At 56.1% G+C, this 17,261-nt stretch carries 18 protein-coding genes; 14 read left to right on the forward strand and 4 right to left on the reverse strand.

From position 1 onward, the window contains the following. Nucleotides 1-29 precede the first annotated feature (29 nt). Nucleotides 30-2,684 (forward strand): cation:proton antiporter, encoded by a 2,655-nt coding sequence (locus DBV39_RS15540; RefSeq protein WP_159078987.1) that lies wholly within the window; start codon nt 30-32, stop codon nt 2,682-2,684. A 106-nt stretch (nt 2,685-2,790) separates the two neighbouring features. On the opposite strand, the gene DBV39_RS15545 is transcribed toward DBV39_RS15540, so the two are convergent. After that, nucleotides 2,791-3,636, reverse strand: a complete 846-nt coding sequence (locus DBV39_RS15545) for an NUDIX hydrolase (protein WP_108622323.1) — start codon at nt 3,634-3,636, stop codon at nt 2,791-2,793. A 196-nt stretch (nt 3,637-3,832) separates the two neighbouring features. Here DBV39_RS15545 and coxB point away from each other — a divergent pair, with 196 nt between their 5' ends. From coxB to DBV39_RS15565, 5 genes are all read left to right on the forward strand, one after another. After that, nucleotides 3,833-4,987, forward strand: coding sequence for a cytochrome c oxidase subunit II (gene coxB / locus DBV39_RS15550; RefSeq protein ID WP_108622324.1), 1,155 nt, complete (start codon nt 3,833-3,835; stop codon nt 4,985-4,987). Between the two features lie 103 nt (nt 4,988-5,090). Further along, on the forward strand, nt 5,091-6,710 hold the full coding sequence (gene ctaD / locus DBV39_RS15555; RefSeq protein ID WP_108622325.1) for a cytochrome c oxidase subunit I: 1,620 nt from the start codon (nt 5,091-5,093) through the stop codon (nt 6,708-6,710). 21 nt (nt 6,711-6,731) lie between these two features. Beyond that, entirely contained in the window at nt 6,732-6,848 is a 117-nt protein-coding gene (locus DBV39_RS20100; protein WP_227870665.1) for a cytochrome oxidase small assembly protein, read from the forward strand. A 32-nt stretch (nt 6,849-6,880) separates the two neighbouring features. Further along, entirely contained in the window at nt 6,881-7,099 is a 219-nt protein-coding gene (locus tag DBV39_RS15560; RefSeq protein WP_108623311.1) for a DUF2970 domain-containing protein, read from the forward strand. A gap of 36 nt (nt 7,100-7,135) precedes the next feature. Further along, nucleotides 7,136-8,011 carry a cytochrome c oxidase subunit 3 gene (locus DBV39_RS15565; protein ID WP_108622326.1) on the forward strand — a complete coding sequence of 292 codons (876 nt, stop codon included), beginning with the start codon at nt 7,136-7,138 and terminating at the stop codon, nt 8,009-8,011. Nucleotides 8,012-8,290: 279 nt separating this feature from the next. Here DBV39_RS15565 and DBV39_RS15570 read toward each other — a convergent pair whose 3' ends face one another. Then, nucleotides 8,291-8,500 (reverse strand): twin transmembrane helix small protein, encoded by a 210-nt coding sequence (locus DBV39_RS15570; protein WP_108622327.1) that lies wholly within the window; start codon nt 8,498-8,500, stop codon nt 8,291-8,293. Nucleotides 8,501-8,542: 42 nt separating this feature from the next. Here DBV39_RS15570 and DBV39_RS15575 point away from each other — a divergent pair, with 42 nt between their 5' ends. The 5 genes from DBV39_RS15575 (at nt 8,543) to DBV39_RS15595 (ending at nt 12,665) form a co-directional block, all read left to right on the forward strand. Next, a complete protein-coding gene (locus tag DBV39_RS15575) occupies nt 8,543-9,340 on the forward strand; it encodes an SURF1 family protein (RefSeq protein ID WP_227870666.1) in 798 nt (265 codons plus the stop codon). Between the two features lie 13 nt (nt 9,341-9,353). Further along, complete coding sequence (locus DBV39_RS15580) at nt 9,354-9,992, forward strand: SCO family protein (RefSeq protein ID WP_407669209.1); 639 nt, start codon at nt 9,354-9,356, stop codon at nt 9,990-9,992. Between the two features lie 89 nt (nt 9,993-10,081). Next, the gene (locus DBV39_RS15585; protein WP_108622328.1) at nt 10,082-11,140 is read left to right on the forward strand and encodes a COX15/CtaA family protein; all 1,059 of its coding nucleotides are present in this window, start codon (nt 10,082-10,084) and stop codon (nt 11,138-11,140) included. A 9-nt stretch (nt 11,141-11,149) separates the two neighbouring features. After that, on the forward strand, nt 11,150-12,040 hold the full coding sequence (gene cyoE / locus DBV39_RS15590; RefSeq protein WP_108622329.1) for a heme o synthase: 891 nt from the start codon (nt 11,150-11,152) through the stop codon (nt 12,038-12,040). A gap of 22 nt (nt 12,041-12,062) precedes the next feature. Further along, nucleotides 12,063-12,665, forward strand: a complete 603-nt coding sequence (locus DBV39_RS15595; protein ID WP_108623314.1) for an SCO family protein — start codon at nt 12,063-12,065, stop codon at nt 12,663-12,665. A 35-nt stretch (nt 12,666-12,700) separates the two neighbouring features. On the opposite strand, the gene DBV39_RS15600 is transcribed toward DBV39_RS15595, so the two are convergent. After that, complete coding sequence (locus DBV39_RS15600; protein ID WP_108622330.1) at nt 12,701-12,949, reverse strand: DUF3717 domain-containing protein; 249 nt, start codon at nt 12,947-12,949, stop codon at nt 12,701-12,703. Nucleotides 12,950-13,011: 62 nt separating this feature from the next. Here DBV39_RS15600 and DBV39_RS15605 point away from each other — a divergent pair, with 62 nt between their 5' ends. Genes DBV39_RS15605 through DBV39_RS15615 form a run of 3 tightly spaced genes read left to right on the forward strand, consistent with a single transcriptional unit; the run spans nt 13,012 to nt 16,687 of the window. Beyond that, nucleotides 13,012-13,830 carry a PhaM family polyhydroxyalkanoate granule multifunctional regulatory protein gene (locus DBV39_RS15605; RefSeq protein WP_159078988.1) on the forward strand — a complete coding sequence of 273 codons (819 nt, stop codon included), beginning with the start codon at nt 13,012-13,014 and terminating at the stop codon, nt 13,828-13,830. A gap of 51 nt (nt 13,831-13,881) precedes the next feature. Beyond that, nucleotides 13,882-15,270: a bifunctional UDP-N-acetylglucosamine diphosphorylase/glucosamine-1-phosphate N-acetyltransferase GlmU gene (gene glmU / locus DBV39_RS15610; RefSeq protein WP_108622332.1), complete on the forward strand. Its 1,389-nt coding sequence runs from the start codon at nt 13,882-13,884 to the stop codon at nt 15,268-15,270. Then, nucleotides 15,248-16,687, forward strand: a complete 1,440-nt coding sequence (locus tag DBV39_RS15615; RefSeq protein WP_159078989.1) for an MFS transporter — start codon at nt 15,248-15,250, stop codon at nt 16,685-16,687. The genes glmU and DBV39_RS15615 overlap by 23 nt, the downstream gene beginning before the upstream one ends. On the opposite strand, the gene DBV39_RS15620 is transcribed toward DBV39_RS15615, so the two are convergent. Continuing rightward, entirely contained in the window at nt 16,668-17,135 is a 468-nt protein-coding gene (locus DBV39_RS15620; RefSeq protein WP_108622334.1) for an Lrp/AsnC family transcriptional regulator, read from the reverse strand. The genes DBV39_RS15615 and DBV39_RS15620 overlap by 20 nt on opposite strands. Nucleotides 17,136-17,261: the final 126 nt, after the last annotated feature.

Here is a 17,261-nt window from a genome sequence, read left to right on the forward strand (position 1 = left end):
CCGCTACTATTACGGCCATGGAAACAAACATGATCGTTTTTGGGCTGGCCGGGTTGCTGGTGCTGGTGTGCTTTCTGACACCACTGGCGAGCGCGCTCAAGATTCCCTTCACACTTGCCCTCTCGGCCGCAGGCGCCCTGCTGGGCTATATGGTGCACGTCCACGGCTGGGCACCCACATGGGTGGGTGACTATCTCGACACCCTGCAAGCCTTTGAAGTGCCTTCGGATACGATCCTGGTTGTGTTCCTGCCAGTGCTTCTGTTTGAAGCCGCCATGGCGATGAACGTGCGACGTTTGATCAACGACATTGCGCCAATCATGCTGCTTGCAGTCGTGGCGGTGTTTATCTGCACGCTGTTTGTTGGCTGGGGCGTTAGTCTGATTTCGACTCAGAATCTGGCGACCTGTCTTCTGATGGGGGCGATTGTGGCGACCACTGACCCGGCTGCCGTGGTGGGGATCTTCAAGGAGGTGGGGGCGCCAAAACGCCTGACGACCATCGTGGAAGGGGAAAGCCTGCTCAACGATGCCGCTGCCATTGCACTGTACTCGGTTCTGCTCGTGATTGTTTCGCGCGATGGTCTGATCCACTGGAATCTTGGGCATCTCCTGACCAACTTCCTGACCCTTCTGCTTGGCGGGGCTGCAGCAGGGTATGTCATCGGAAGGATCGCGTGTTCCGCCTTCTCGCTGCTGCGGGGGTGGCCCACGGCAGAAATCTCGCTGTCAGTCGCCACAGCCTACATTGCCTATATCGTGCCTGAGCATTATCTCGGCGTGTCCGGTGTGGTCTCGACCGTTGTGGCGGGTCTGGTGATCTCCACGGTTGGCCGGACCCGGATGACCAGCAGCACGTTCTATGCGATGTCCGAGTCCTGGCATCAGCTGGGGTTCTGGGCGAGCTCCTTGATCTTCCTGTTTGCTGCCATGATGATTCCGAGGCTGCTTGCAGATGTGACCTGGGACAATGTGTTTGTGGTCCTGACGATGATGTTAGCAGCGCTGCTGGCACGGATTGTGACCGTGTTCGGCCTGATGCCAGCTGTCACGGCAGCCGTAGGTACCAAAGTCAGCAAAGCGTACAAGATCGTGATCTGCTGGGGCGGGTTACGAGGCGCACTGTCACTGGCGCTTGCATTGTCGGTCACAGAGCATCAGCTGTTGTCGGATGAAATCAGCGAGTTTGTCGCGATCGGTGCCACAGGGTTTGTACTCGGGACGCTGCTCGTCAACGGACTGACCTTGCGGCCCCTGATCAAGTTGTTAGGCCTGGACAAGCTGAGCGAAGGCGAGCAGGCACTACGGGATCAGGCCGTGGTTGTGGCAACAGCGATCCTGCAACAGGAAACCGAGAAGATGGCGGTTGACGAGCAGATCAGTCGTCAGGCACGTCAGAAGATCAGTCAGGTGTTCGAGCAAAGCATTCAAGAGGTGCAACGCGATCAGACGACACAACTGGCCGATACCGATCGCCTCAAGCTAGGTCTGACGATCCTGGCCCGCAGGGAATTTGAAATGCTGTTTAACAGCCTTCGGGATCAAGGCATAGACTCTGGTACGGCGGATCACTTGCTCGGATTCGCCGAAGCAATGGAGGACGGCGCCAAAGAAAAAGGCCAGCAGGGTTACATGAGTGCGATGGAACGCTCCCTGCACTATCCGTGGCACTTCCGTCTTGTTTTGCGTCTGCATTACAGCATCGGAATGCCGCGATGGCTTGGCAGAAAGCTGAGTCAGCGATTTGTCATGTTGATCGTGATGCGGTGGGTCACGCGTCGGCTGATCGGGTTCAGTGATGCGCAACTGACATCCCTCGTTGGAGAGACGGTTGCTCAAGAGCTGCAGGACGTGCTTCGCAAGCGTCTGGCGCGCGTCGAGCAGAGCCTTCATGCATTACGTTTGCAATACCCGAAGTATGCAGAGTGGCTCGAACAGACCTATCTTGGGCGTGCAGCCAGAGGGCTGGAGAGGGCCAGATACCGCCAGATGCTGGACAATTCTCTGATTTCCGGTGAGGTTTACGATGCGCTTGTGCAAGAACTGGAGAAGCGCTGGGCTTTCCTCGACACAAACCCATTGCTGGACGTAGAACTGTCACCAACGGGTCTGATGCAGCAGGTGCCGGTGTTGCGAGATCTCCCGGCAGACCGCATCAGTCCGCTCGCAAAGCGTCTCAAGCCCCGGCTTGCGCTACCCAACGAGCGGGTGTTGCGCTCCGGGCCGCACCAGCAATCCATGTTCTTTGTCGCGTCCGGTGCTGTTTCGGTTCTATTGCCGGATTCAACGCACGTGGAACTCGGCTCAGGTGAGTTTTTTGGGGAGTTGCAACTGCTCGGGCATGACACCGGTCAGTTCGAGGTGCGGTCGCTGGGGTACACCAAGCTGCTTGAGTTGTCGGCCAGAGATTTCAAGGCAGCGCTTGAGCATGATGCGCAGCTGAGGCAGACAATCGAAACAGTTGCCAGCCAGCGTTTCAAAGCGCTTCAGACCTGGCGGGCTCAGCAACAAGCGATACAGGATAGCCAGAACGAAAATGCCTCTCAGAAAGACGGCGCTGAAACAGGCAAGAAGCTTGCTGCTTCTCCCGTGCCTGAGGATATCAACGTTGGCAAGTCACACCCGGCCGGTGCTGAGGAGAGTGTCAAAGATGCACCGGACGATCCTAACCGACAGGTGCGGTAACGCAGACCAGCGCCAAAAACGAAGATGCGAATGGTTGATCTGTGCGGGTAGTCAGTGTTAGCAGTATGAATATAGTACCGAAGTCTGCGGGACAAACCCCGTGTTTTCAGACGGAAATGCTACCCATCACTGGCCGTTCGCCAGTTACGCGAAACAGCAGGTCCTCCAGGATCACCAGACTGGCTTCCACCGTGAACCGTCCTGCTTGCAGCATTTGCAGAACTTCACTGGGCGGCAGGCATTCGATGGTCATGCTTTCGCCATCCTGATTGACTGGTGTAACGGCCGTGGGTAGAACGCACTCGGAAGTCAGTACGAGTTCGCGCTGCAGTCCTTCCGGCAAACGTCTCTGCATGCAAGCAATGGGTCTGACAGGCGTGCGTTGTGCCAGTTGATCAGGCGTCAGTCCCGCCTCTTCGAATGACTCACGCTCCAGTGCGAGTGCTGGTTCTTCCCCGTGTCCGACCAGTCCTCCGACAAGCGTGTCGCACATCCCCGGGTCGGTCGGTTTGGTAAGGCTGCGGCGTGCAACCCAGAGGGATCCGGTCTCGGACCAGGCATTCAGGTGGACGGCTTTGGTGAGTGTGCCAAGAGGCCGAACGACACCTCGTTCAATCGCGGCCACCGATGCATTGCGATCGTTCCAGAGATCAAGCAATTCTCCACGCCAGCGTGGCACACAACCAGCCCGATCCAGGCTTTGTGCAATGTCGGCGATACTGGCATCAAGCTCGCCGGACGGGTTGATCTCGATCTGTTTGAGAGAGTGATTGAGCCTGATGTCCGGGTGAGATTGCAACGCCTGAACCGCTGGCTGAAACACTGAACCACAGGTCTCGCCCTGAATCATGAGCGAGTACGAGTTATCATGCGGGGAATCGCTGGCCCGCCCGAGTGTCTCTAAAAGCAGTTTTTGCAGACTTTCTGCGGGCAATCTGACGGTCGGAAACATAGTGAAACAGGCCTTTGACAAGGGGTTATGGCGTGAAATTGTAACCAGCAATTACCGCAGCCCCCGCCGCTTCGCTATAATCCGCCCACTTAATGACATATTTCTAATCCAGACGGTCCGAATTTCAACAGGCATATATCGGTTTTTTGATGTATGACATCGATTCGGTTCGTTTGACGCTTGTCTCGAGGTGAGCATGATGAAGTTGAAGGGGTTTCTTCTGGCCTGTGCAATGCTGGTGAGTGGTGCTACGGCCGCTCAGGTCAGGGATATGCCCGGCGGTCCAGCAGTCAATCAGCTCAACCTGAGCACTGGGGTGACCGAGATTGCACGTGACGTTGCCTGGCTTCACTGGATGATGTTGATCATCTGTCTGGTGATCTTTCTCGGTGTGTTCGGGGTGATGTTCTATTCGATCTGGGCTCACCGGAAGTCTAAAGGGGCCAAATCCGCCTCTTTTCATGAGAGCGTGGGTGTCGAGATTGCCTGGACGGTGATTCCGTTTCTGATTGTGATCGGCATGGCGTTGCCCGCCACACGTACGGTCGTGGCAATGAAAGATACGTCTGGCTCGGATATGACTGTCAAAGTCACCGGGTACCAGTGGAAGTGGGGCTATGAGTACATGGATGGTCCTGCTGAGGGTGTGAAATTCCTTTCCGCCATGAGCACACCGCTTGCTCAAATCGAGAACCGCGAATCAAAAGGTGAGTTTTACCTGATGGAAGTGGACAACCCGCTCGTGGTTCCCGTAGGCAAGAAGGTGCGCGTGATGGTGACCGCAGCAGACGTGATCCACTCGTGGATGGTTCCGGACTTCGGCGTCAAGCAGGATGCGATTCCCGGTTTCCTGCGTGGAGTCTGGTTCCGTGCAGAGAAGGTCGGTGAGTACCGTGGACAGTGTGCGGAGCTTTGCGGCAAGGACCACGCCTTCATGCCGATTGTGGTGAAAGTCGTGACCGAAGAAGAGTATGCCGCGTGGGCAGAGGGCGAGCAGAAGAAGCTCGCAGCGCTGGCCGATGATCCCAACAAGGAATGGACAGCAGAAGAATTGCTCGCTCGTGGCGAGCAGGTCTACGGCGCACAGTGTGTCGCCTGCCACCAGGCAAACGGCAAGGGTGTAGAAGGTGCTTTCCCCGCACTGGACGGCAGTCAGATCGTGCTGGGTCCGATGGCTGATCAAATCGACATCATGCTCAATGGCGTAGAGGGCACTGCCATGCAATCGTTTGCTAATCTGAACGACGTTGAACTGGCAGCTGTGATCACTTATGCTCGTCAGTCATGGGGCAATGGTGGTCAGGGTCAAGACCCCGTGGTCATGCCGGCAGAAGTCGCTGCAGCACGTTGATCCGGCGCTCAGACGATAAAGAATCGAACTTCAACAAGTTTGGCTAAGATATCAAGACTGCGCCTTAATCGGGCGCACAAACCGAAAGGTCAGGAGTAAAACGATGAGTAGCGTTACCGTTGATCATATTCCGGGGAAGGGCACTGACGCTTCCCACGGTCATCACGAAGATCACGCTCACCACATGCCCCATGGGTGGCGTCGCTGGTTGTTTGCAACCAACCACAAAGATATCGGTACGATGTACCTGATATTCTCGTTCGCGATGTTCCTGGAGGGCGGTGTGCTGGCGCTGCTGCTTCGTACAGAACTGTTTGTGCCCGGCATCCAGTTCTTTCAGCCCGAACTGTTCAACCAGTTCACCACCATGCACGGCCTGATCATGGTGTTCGGCGCGATCATGCCGGCATTTGTCGGGTTTGCGAACTACATGATCCCGCTGCAGATTGGTGCATCCGATATGGCGTTTGCCCGGATGAACAACTTCAGTTTCTGGCTTCTCCCTGTTGCAGCAATTCTGCTCACAGCTTCGTTCTTCGTGCCCGGTGGCGCGACGGCCGCCGGCTGGACCCTTTATGCACCTTTGACGCTGCAGATGGGCCCCGGTATGGACCTGGCCATCTTCGCCGTCCACATCATGGGTGCATCGTCCATCATGGGTGCGATCAACATTATCGTGACGGTCCTGAACATGCGTGCGCCTGGCATGACGCTCATGAAAATGCCTCTGTTTTGCTGGACCTGGCTCATCACTGCTTACCTCCTGATCGCCGTGATGCCGGTTCTGGCCGCTGCCATCACCATGCTGCTGACCGACCGTCACTTCGGCACCGGGTTCTTTAATGCAGCAGCCGGTGGTGACCCTGTTCTGTATCAGCATATCTTCTGGTTCTTCGGACACCCGGAGGTGTACATCATGATTCTGCCTGCGTTCGGGATTGTGTCTGCCATCGTGCCCGCGTTCGCACGCAAGAAGCTGTTCGGTTACGCTTCGATGGTGTACGCAACCGCATCGATCGCCATCCTGTCGTTCATCGTGTGGGCGCACCACATGTTCACGACCGGTATGCCAGTGACCGCGCAGCTGTACTTTATGTACGCAACCATGCTGATTTCCATCCCGACTGGCGTGAAAGTATTCAACTGGGTTGCGACAATGTGGAAAGGGTCCATGACCTTTGAAACACCAATGTTGTTCTCGGTTGGTTTCATCTTTGTGTTCACCATCGGCGGCTTCACGGGGCTGATTCTGTCGGTCGCTCCGATCGACATCCAGGTACATGACACGTACTATGTCGTTGCACACTTCCACTACGTGCTGGTCGCTGGCTCCCTGTTTGCGCTGTTCGCGGGCACCTATTACTGGCTTCCCAAGTGGACTGGTCGCATGTACGACGAGAGGCTGGGCAAGTGGCACTTCTGGATGAGCATGATCTCCTTTAACGTGACCTTCTTCCCGATGCACTTCCTGGGTCTGGCTGGTATGCCCCGTCGCTATGTTGACTACGCAACCCAGTTCACGGACTTCCACATGATCGCAACGGTTGGTGCATTCTGGTTTGGTCTGTCCCAGCTGATCTTCCTGTGGGCTGTCCTCAAGGCCTATGCAGGCAAAGGTGAAATTGCACCGGCCAAGCCATGGGAAGGCGCTGAAGGTCTGGAGTGGACTGTGCCTTCGCCAGCACCTTTCCACACCTTCGAGACACCCCCGGTTGTCAAGTAACTGCAGGACGGATGTTTAAGCATGACACCAGAGCAACGTCGTAAGAACAAACGAACAGGTCTGATTTTTCTGGCGATTGTTGCGCTGGTGTTTGGATGGTATGTTGTGAAACAGTACCTCCTTATCAATCCGCTTTGACAATTGTGAAAGATATTGAAGAGAAGTCCGTCATGGAATCAACACAACGCAAATTGAGTTTCTTTCAGACATTGCGCGCAGTGCTCTGGGCGATGTTCGGTGTGCGCAGGGGGGCGGGCTGGCGGGAAGATGTTGCCAGGCTCAACCCGGTTTACGTCATCATGATTGGTGTTCTGTTCACGATCGTTTTTGTGATCAGCTTGGTTTTTTTGGCCGGATGGGTCGTCAGTTCAATGACGGGACAAGGTTAAGTCTTTAAGAATATTTGCAGGTACCAGGAGATAACAATGAGTGCAAGTCACTCCGCGCCAGGAAAAGAGGCACCCTATTACTACGTTCCGGCAGACTCGCCGCACCCAGTGCGTGCAAGTTTTTCGCTATTGCTGGTCATGCTGGGCGCATCGGCCTGGATCAATGACCTGACTGCAGGCAAGTGGGTTTTTTACGCTGGCATTGCAGGTCTTCTGATCGTGCTCTTTTTCTGGTTTGGTGATGCCATCCGTGAAGGGCAAAGCGGCCTGAACAGCAAACGCATTGACGTGTCGTATCGCTGGAGTATGAGCTGGTTCATCTTCTCGGAAGTCATGTTCTTTGCCGCGTTCTTCGGCGCGCTCTGGTATACGCGTGTCGTGACCACCCCGTGGCTGGGCGATCTGGATCACAGTCTGTTGCTCTGGCCTGATTTCGCTGCCGTCTGGCCTAACCTGGGTCCAGCAGGCATTGTGGAAGAGTTTCAGGCAATGGGCCCGTTCTGGCTGCCGACCATCAACACGGCGCTGCTGCTGACTTCAGGGGTGACCTTGACGATCTCTCACCATGCCTTGCGTGAGAATCATCGTAGCAAGTCCATTTTCTGGTTGTTCGCGACCATTGTTTTGGGCTTTATCTTTGTCGGCTGTCAGGCCTACGAGTACCTGCATGCATATCGCGACTTGAACCTGCGCTTTGACTCAGGTGTGTTCGGATCGTTGTTCTACATGCTGACTGGCTTTCACGGTTTTCACGTGATCCTCGGTGCGACCATTCTGACCGTGATTCTGTTCAGGATGCTGAAGGGTCACTTTACGGCTGACAACCACTTCGGATTCGAGGGAGCTGCATGGTACTGGCACTTTGTTGACGTAGTCTGGCTCGGGCTGTACCTCTTCGTGTACTGGTTCTGATACTCACAGCCGATCAATCGCCCCGATCACCGGGGTGATACAACAAAGGGGCTTTTAAAGCCCCTTTGTTGCGTATGCGCTAATATAAAAACCTACTCGGTCAGTCCCTGGCTGGTATGATCCCTTCCGGTCGTGACCATACCCCATCGCCAATGGTTCAGACAGGAATGTTAATCAGTGGGTGGGCCGTCGCTCAAGATGCCATGACATGTCCCCATGCGATGATGTGCGTCTGGCGCGGACAACAGGGTGCGGCCCAAGAGAGGTCAAGGCCAGTGTTTACTGCCCGGGCCGGTATCCAGTGCTTTCAATCCAGCCTAACTGGTTGGCCAGGAGCAGGAACAGAAACAACGCAACAGACAGGCCAATCCGGACGGTGAGCGCATTGACCGTGCGGTTTGTTCCACCTTTGTCCTTCATGAGATAAACGTAAGCCGATCCCAGGCTGGCCAGAATGCCCAGGAAAACGATGATGACAAATATTCGCATGTGTGCCTCAGATTCACTGCGTCAATTATGGCAGAGAACGGTTTGAAACGTGGTTCAGTACGGTGGTGGCTGGCAGTCTCGTTGCTTGCAGTGCTGGGGCTGACCTTTGTCGGGATGGGACGGTGGCAACTGAACCGTGCAGACGAGCGCCGGGCGATCGGTGCACAGATCGAAAGAGGGCGCATGACTGCACCCGTTCAGATCCGTCCAGGCATGAAGACATCGGATGCAAACCCATGGCAGAGCGCTCAGGCGACCGGGCACTGGTTGCCGCAATATACGGTATTGCTGGATAACCGGGCCCAAGATGGCAGACCTGGCCTGTGGCTTGCGATGCCGCTTGCCCTGGCAGACGATACAGTACTGCTGGTGTTGAGAGGCTGGGTGCCGCGGCCGATCGCAGGACAGGGAGAGATCGCGAAGATGGAGCTGCCCGATGGGTTCGTCACCATCCGTGGTGAAATCGCCGAGCACGTCCCCAGGCTGTACGAACTCCAGGAAGACGGACCATTGCAGTTTGATGGTTCTGAGCGTCTTGTCGAAAGTGAGATCACACTTGATCTGATGAACTTGCCGCGTCGGCAGAACCTGTCTCTGGATGATCTGTCAAACGCATTGCCAGGTCAGGCGGTTCTGCCGTTTGTACTCACCCAGACTGCCGAAGATGACTCGATTCTGGTCGACGGACGCTCACTGATCCGGGACTGGCCGCAACCGTCTGTGGATGCTGACAAGAACATGGGTTATGCGATGCAGTGGTTCATGTTCGCCTCAATTGCATTTGGGGCACTGGTAGTACTTTTATGGCGCACCCGTCGTCGTGCGACAATCGCGCCTTGATTCTGGAAACTTGATGAACGCCCAATCCTCCATGCAACCTTCACAGCAGTCACCTCGTCAGACGTCTGGTCCGCAAAAGCCCCGCTCGAATGCGCCCTTGATCTGGATTATCGTGATCAGCCTTATTCCTGTTATTGCAGCCTTTGTGGTGTATTACTACCCGTCCCTGCAGCCAGAGGGGCAGACCAACTACGGTAGCTTTGTTCAGCCTCAGAAGCCGCTGCCAGGTCCTGACACGCTGAAAGTGACCACGCTTGATGGCAAGCCGTTTGATCTCGAAACGATCAAAGGCCAGTGGGTGTTTGTGACTGCAGACAATGCATCCTGTGAAGAAGATTGCGCGAAGAAGCTCTTTATCATCCGTAACGTGCACGCCATGACAGGCAAGAACGTGGAACGCCTGGCCCGTGTCTGGTTCGTGACTGATGATGAACCAGTCCCGGAAAAGGTGCTCGAAGCCTACAAGGGTACCCTCATGCTGAGAGCGGATCCGGAGCAACTGGCCCAGTACCTGGACCGTGACGGCCTGGAGAAATCGATCTGGATAATTGATCCGCTGGGCAATCTCATCATGCAGTATCCCGAGGATCCTGATCCACTGCGGATCAGGAAGGACATCGGTAAATTACTGCATAACTCACGCATCGGGTAATCGGGCGGGTGTATCGGTGCACGACTCAGGCTTAAGTCCGTATGGCCTCCAGAAAGCTGACCCAGGGTAGACTCTTTTAGCGAACAGACATGACAGAGGAACAGGAGTTTCAAAAGGCGCTTGCGCGCCGCAGGCGTTATCGCAGACTGGTATTTCTGACGTGGTTTCTCACGCTTGACCTGATCATGTTCGGTGCGTTCGTGCGTCTGACCGATTCAGGCCTCGGATGCCCTGACTGGCCTGGTTGCTATGGCCAGTTGTCTCCGGTCGGCGCTTTGAGCGATATTCGCGCCGCAGAGCAGGCCATGCCGCACGGCCCTGTAACCTTGCCCAAGGCATGGATAGAGATGATCCATCGCTACGTTGGCGCGCTACTTGGCCTGATGATCATCGGCTTCACCTACATGGCATGGCGCTGGCGCGACGTAATTGGTCGATCACCGGAATTGCCGACGTTCACCCTGTTCGCAGTCTGTCTGCAAGGTGCTTTTGGCGCCTGGACTGTCACCATGAAGCTCATGCCGATGATTGTGACCGCCCACCTGCTTGGAGGAATGGGACTGCTTGCGTTGATGACGTGGCTCGCCGCCCGAGAGAAAACCCACGCACCGATTCAACCGCAGTCGAAGTCCAGCACTCCCTGGGTGGTGGCCGGTTTGCTGATTGTGTTCTTCCAGATAGCACTGGGGGGATGGGTCAGCACCAACTATGCGGCGCTGGCTTGCATGGATTTTCCGACCTGCCACGGTGAGTGGGTGCCGGAAATGGATCTGCATGGCGGATTCTCGATCGTGCGGGCACTGGGTGAGCTACCGGGCGGGGAGACGATCTCGCAACATGCGCTGACTGCCATACACTGGGTGCACCGAAATTTTGCATGGTTCGTGTTCGCTGTTGTAGGAGCACTTGCGCTCAAGTTACGTCGTGATCCAGGTCTGCGTGGTCCTTCCCATCTGGTGCTGGCTTTGCTCCTGGCTCAACTCGTGACGGGCCTGACCACCATCTTCTTCCAGTGGCCGTTGCTGATCGCGGTGCTGCATAATGCAGGGGCAGCTGGTCTGGTGATCGGCATGGTGACGTTGCTGGTACGAGTCGCCGGAATCGAGCCGCCGCAAGTCAGGCATCCCAAACTGGCAGAGATTGACTAAAATACCGCCATGTCTACAGCCCTCGCACAACAGGATTCACTCTGGCGCCAGTACTGGGTGCTAACCAAACCGCGTGTCACCCAGCTCGCGGTCTTCTGTGCTGTGATCGGAATGTTCCTGGCCGTGCCTGGTATTCCCGACATGCAGAAGGTCATCTGGGGAACCATCGGAATATGGTTGCTGGCCGCCGCCGCCTTTGCGGTGAACTGCCTGATCGAGCAACAGGTGGACGCACGCATGCTGCGCACTGCACGGCGTGGGACGGCAAGAGGTACGATCTCGGCCACCCAGGTCCTGGCACTTTCCGGATTGCTGGGTGGTGCTGGCATGTTCGTGTTATATCAGTGGGTCAATCCTCTGACGATGTGGCTTACATTCGCGACGTTTGTCGGCTACGCCATCATTTATACCGTCATTCTCAAACCACGCACACCGCAGAACATCGTGATCGGTGGTCTGTCTGGTGCGATGCCGCCCGCGCTCGGATGGGCTGCGGTTGCAGACAGCGTGCCAGCCGAAGCCTGGCTGCTGGTGATGATCATCTTCATCTGGACACCACCACACTTCTGGGCCCTGGCGTTATACCGCAAACTCGACTACGAGAAGTCCGGCTTGCCGATGCTGCCCGTCACACACGGACAGAGCTTTACCCGTTTGCATATTCTTCTTTACAGCATCGCTTTGCTCGCGACGACCATGTTGCCGTTTGTCGTGCGCATGAGCGGCTGGTTGTACCTGGCGTGTGCGGTGGCACTGGGGCTGCGCTTCATCTGGCTCAGCTGGGCCCTTTACCTTTCCTACAGTGATGCACGGGCGAGAAAGCTGTTTCGCTACTCCATTCTCTATCTTGCGCTTTTGTTTGGTGCGCTGCTGATCGATCACTGGATCCTACTGGTTTAAAACAATGCAACGGTTTGATGTCATGACTTGGTCAGTTCGCTGGCTCGCGGGGTTGTTGCTCGGGTTTTCTGTCGTGCTTGCTGGTTGCAGTGAGCCTGAGCTGGAATTCAATGGTAGTGATATCGCAGGAGCGGGAATTGGCGAATCCTGGGAGTTGGTTGATTTCAACGGCCAGACAGTGACGCCCGCCAGCTATCAAGGCAAGGTCAGCCTGGTCTTCTTTGGTTTCACACAGTGTCCGGATATCTGCCCCACTGCGCTTGCAGACGTGTCGCAGGCGGTTTCTCTGCTTGGAGATGACGCACAAAGCGTTCAGGTGCTGATGGTGTCGGTCGATCCTGAACGCGATACGCCCGAGATACTCCAGGCCTACCTCGGTGCTTTCGATGCCGAGCTGCCGACGGAGTTCGTCGGGCTGGCTGGCACAACCGAGCAGATTCGTCAGGCAGCCGGGTCGTTTCGGGCGTACTACGCAAAGGCTCCTACCCCGGATGGAAGCTACACAATGGACCACAGCACGTCTTTCTACCTGATGGATCAGGATGGTAAAGCCAGAGTTTTGCTGAGCAATCAAGTCGGTCCACAAGCCATCGCCGATGATATCCGGACGCTGTTGCAGAACTGATCTACGCCCACGCGCGCAGGTAGCTAGCAGGCTTGTCAGTCAGGGTTGTTTGTTAGTCCGCCCGGACGATTCTGGGCGAGCCACACCTCATAGGCTTCCCGCGCAGTCGGTTCGAGCGCATCGACAGGCATGCTGCCGGTTCCTGACACAATCATGATTGCGTAATGATTCGCCAGCGCAGATGCCTGGTCGCACAGGCGCAACTCCTCACCCACAGAGGGGAGTCTTTGTCGCCAGAAATTGATCGCCGATTCGATTTCGGTCAAAGTGATTTCAGAATTCATCTGCGTATTCTCGCAGAATATCCCGTATGATCGATCTTAAATCTATCACAGTGGAGGAAATCATGACCTCTGATTCTTTTTACCCGTTCGGACTGCCGGGTATCAACCATCCCGGCGCCGCAGGTCAGGGAAATCCGCTGACCGCAAGCCTCGATCTGATGCGTCAGGCGATGAGTTCCTTTGGACAGTCGGCAAGTCTTGCGAGTGGCACCATGGCACAATCTCTCAACCCAGAAGATCTCGAGCGACGTATTTCTGAGCTCAAGGTCGTGGAGAACTGGCTCAAGCTCAATCTGTCCATGCTCAGTGGCTCGATTCAGGGCATGGAGGTTCAGCTAGCAACGATCAAGACTTTACGATCTTTTGTGGAGATGGGTTCCCAGCCAGTATCGGAAGACGGCCAGCAGCCCTCTCCCCTTGAGGTTGTTCTGGGGATCCGTCGCCCACCCGCAGAGTCGCCTGCAGCAACAGTTGCTCCAGAATCGACTCCTGCTCCAGCACCGCAGCCTCGCCCCGAGCCTGAAGCGCCTTCTACGGGTGCGGCATCGCACACCCACAATGCCGGTAGTTCTGATACACCAGGTGCAGGGGAAGGTGTGCCTGGCATCCCTGGTATGCCGAACACGCCAGAAAGCAGTCAGGCCGCTGCCCAGGCATGGTGGGATATGTTGCAGAATCAGTTTAGTCAGATTGCGGCAGCCACCACACAGGCTGCCCAGTTTGCGAAACCAGAAGAAGTCGGTCAGCAAACCGCGTCAGAGGCTGATCACAAGCCTCGTGCGAGAAAGAAGATGGCCAGCAAATCCGCCACTAGATCGGGCTCGACTACCCGGGCGCGTAAGTCCAGTGCGTCCAGACCTGTTAAAAACACAAAAAGCTGATTACAGACTCGACACCTCGCCAGCGGCGAGGCTTTTGATTGGAAACGTTGTATGTTGAATATCGTCATTCTCGCCGCCGGTATGGGCAAGCGAATGAAATCCGGTTTGCCCAAAGTTCTCCACCCCATTGCAGGTCGACCGATGCTCTCGCATCTGCTAGAGACCGCGCGCTCCCTGAATCCTGATCGTCTCTTTATTGTGGTGGGGCATGGCGCCGAGCGGGTCAAGGCCGAGTTTGAAGGGCAGAGCGATTTGCGTTTCGTGCTTCAGGCCGAGCAGCTTGGAACCGGGCATGCGGTTCAGCAGGTGGCGAGGGATCTGGTAGAAGAGGGTGAGCACGATCAGACGCTGGTGCTTTACGGCGATGTGCCGCTGGTGCAGAGTGGCACATTGCGGGCTTTGCTGGCCGCCAGTGAAGACAGCCTGGCCTTGCTGACAGAAGAATTGCCGGATCCCGCCGGCTATGGTCGTATCGTCAGGGATCATCAAGGCAGGGTGACGGCGATTGTCGAGCACAAGGATGCGACACCCTCACAACTAGCGATTCGCGAAGTCAATACGGGCATGCTGGTTGCGCCGACAGCGTCACTGAAGAGCTGGCTCGGACGCCTTCAGAACAACAATGCGCAAGGCGAGTATTACCTGACTGATATCATCGGAATGGCTGTGTCCGAATGTCAGGTGGTCGCTACGGTCGAGCCGCAGAAACGGTTTGAGACGCTGGGGGTGAATAGCCGCTCTCAGCAAGCGGATCTCGAACGGCTCTGGCAGCGTGAACTGGCTGAGCGCCAGATGATCGCAGGGGTGACATTGGCCGACCCGGATCGTTTCGATCAGCGGGGAGCGCTTGCCTGCGGGCAGGACGTCTCGATCGATGTGGGGTGCGTGTTTGAGGGCACAGTGACCCTCGGTGATCGTGTGGTGATCGGCCCGAACTGCCTGCTCAAGGATGTGGTAGTGGCCGATGACGTGACGATTAACGCGTTTAGCCACCTGCAGGGAGCAAAGGTTGGGAGCAGCGCAGTCGTCGGACCGTTTGCGCGACTGAGGCCCGGTTCAGACCTGGGGGAGAAGTCCCACGTTGGCAACTTCGTGGAAATCAAGAACGCGACTTTGGGTCATGGCAGCAAGGCCAATCACCTGAGCTATCTTGGTGACGCCCAGATCGGTGCGCGGGTGAACATTGGCGCAGGAACTATTACTTGCAACTACGATGGGGTCAACAAACACCTGACAGTCATTGAAGATGATGCCTTTATAGGGTCTGATACCCAGCTCGTTGCGCCCGTCAAGGTCGGGGCTGGTGCGACGCTTGGTGCGGGAACGACCTTGACGATGGACGCGCCGAGGGGGAAGCTGACGATTTCCCGCAGCCTTCAGAAAACCATCGAACAATGGCAAAGACCCGTCAAGCAAGGTGAATTCTCCAAAAAATCCTGAATCCGGAACAGGCCCGACTCCCGGAGTAACGCGTCCAGAAAGCACTGATGCCCAAAGCCGGCCCGAGCATCAGGGCCTGCCTGTACCCAGAAGGTACTGGGCTGCACTCGCTCAGATCCTGATGCTGGCGACCTGTGTGCTGGACGCATCCATGATCAACGTGGCGTTGCCCACCATCTCACAGTCGCTGGGAGTGGATGCCTCTACGTCGGTCTGGATTGTCAATGCATACGGGCTTACTGTTGTGGTGACGCTTTTGCCGTTTTCCAGTCAGGTTGAGCGGTTCGGGTTCAGGCGAATTTTTTCTGTAGGACTGGCCACTTTCACGATAGGCGCCCTGATTAGCGCCAGTTCAATCAGTCTGCCGATGCTGCTGGCTGGCCGGCTCATCCAGGGGCTAGGTGCCGCGGCACTGTTCTGTCTGACAGCCGGATTGATACGCCTGACGTTTCCCATCAATCAGCTTGGACGTGGTATCGGGATGATCGCGATGACGGTCTCTGTCGGGGCCGTTGTAGGGCCATCACTCGGGGCCGTTATTCTGACGCTGGGCGGCTGGCGCTGGTTGTTTCTGGTGATGTTGCCTGTTGGTGCTTTCGTCTGGATCATCAAACATCATTTGCCAGACGCCAAAGGCGTCAAACGGCCCTTTGATGTGCGTTCAGCGATAGAGAGTGGTCTTGGAATTGGCCTCTTGATCCTGGGGCTGGACTTTCTGGCGATCTATACGTGGCAATCGCTGCTGCTGATCGCAGCCAGTGCAGTCATTATCGTGCGATTGGTGCGTCGCTCTTCCACACAGACCGCACCATTGTTTCCAGTGGACTTGCTGCGAATCCGACCCTTCCGCTACGCGATCGGTGCCTCCCAGTTGACGTTCTCGTCCCAAATGGCGGCGTTTGTGTCGCTTCCCTTCTTTTTGCTGGATACGCTTGAGCGAGATCAGCTCACGCTGGGCTGGCTGATGGCGGGCTGGCCAGCCGGTGCCGGCGTGATGGCACTCGTGGCCGGGCGCATGGCCGATCGTCATTCGATTCCACTGTTGTGTGCGCTGGGCGCAAGCTGTATGGCGATCGGAATGGCTTCAATTGCGTTCATGTCTCCCGGGATAGACAATTTGTGGGTGATGCTCTGTATGATTTTGTGCGGGGTGGGGTTTGGTTTCTTTCAGACGCCAAACAACCGGGTTCTGTTGACCACGGCACCGCGCGAGCGCTCCGGTGCCTTAGGGGGCACGCAGGCGGTCACCCGCACGTTTGGCCAGACAGTGGGCGCGGCACTGGTAGCCTCCGCATTGGCCTTGAATCAGGATCTGGGGCCAACCTACGGGTTGATCGTGTCGGTTGTGTTTGCGTTACTGGCTGTCGCCCTGAATGTCTATCGTCAGATTGGACTTTCTACGAGCGAGGCGGCCTGAGTGGCAGTCGCGTCTCGAATTTGCTGCGATGGGTGGCAAAGAAGGTCCGCACGTTGCGCACCCGGTGGGCGGATGTGAACATGCGATGTGCCAGCGCGTGATAAGCCTGCATGTCAGCCAGTTGCAGGATCAGGATGAGATCAGGTCCTGTCGAGACCCGGTAGCACTGTGTGACCGCGGGCTCGCTCATCATCTTCTGTTCGAAGCGTTCAATTTCGTCCGTTGCCTGAGACTCCAGGGTGAGTTCGGCAATGGCCGTCAGGGGGTGACCGCATGCCTCCGGGGACAGGATGGCGACCTGTTTTTCGATCACACCTGTTTCAACCAGGCGTTTGACTCTTCTCAGGCAGGTCGGTGCAGATGCATGCACGCGATCGGCCAGCTCCTGATTGGTGATGCTGGCATCTCGTTGTAGTAGATTAAGAATCTTGAAGTCTAATTCGTCCATTTATTGCAAATATTTTATCTTATTGAAATAAAAGTTTATTAATTTGAATCTATGCAATATTAGAACAAAAATACTTAAAATTAGAAAGAAAATTTCCTTGGGCTTGTCGCACAATCTCGTATCGGT

The organism is Orrella marina (genome assembly GCF_003058465.1).
Classification (GTDB): domain Bacteria; phylum Pseudomonadota; class Gammaproteobacteria; order Burkholderiales; family Burkholderiaceae_B; genus Algicoccus; species Algicoccus marinus.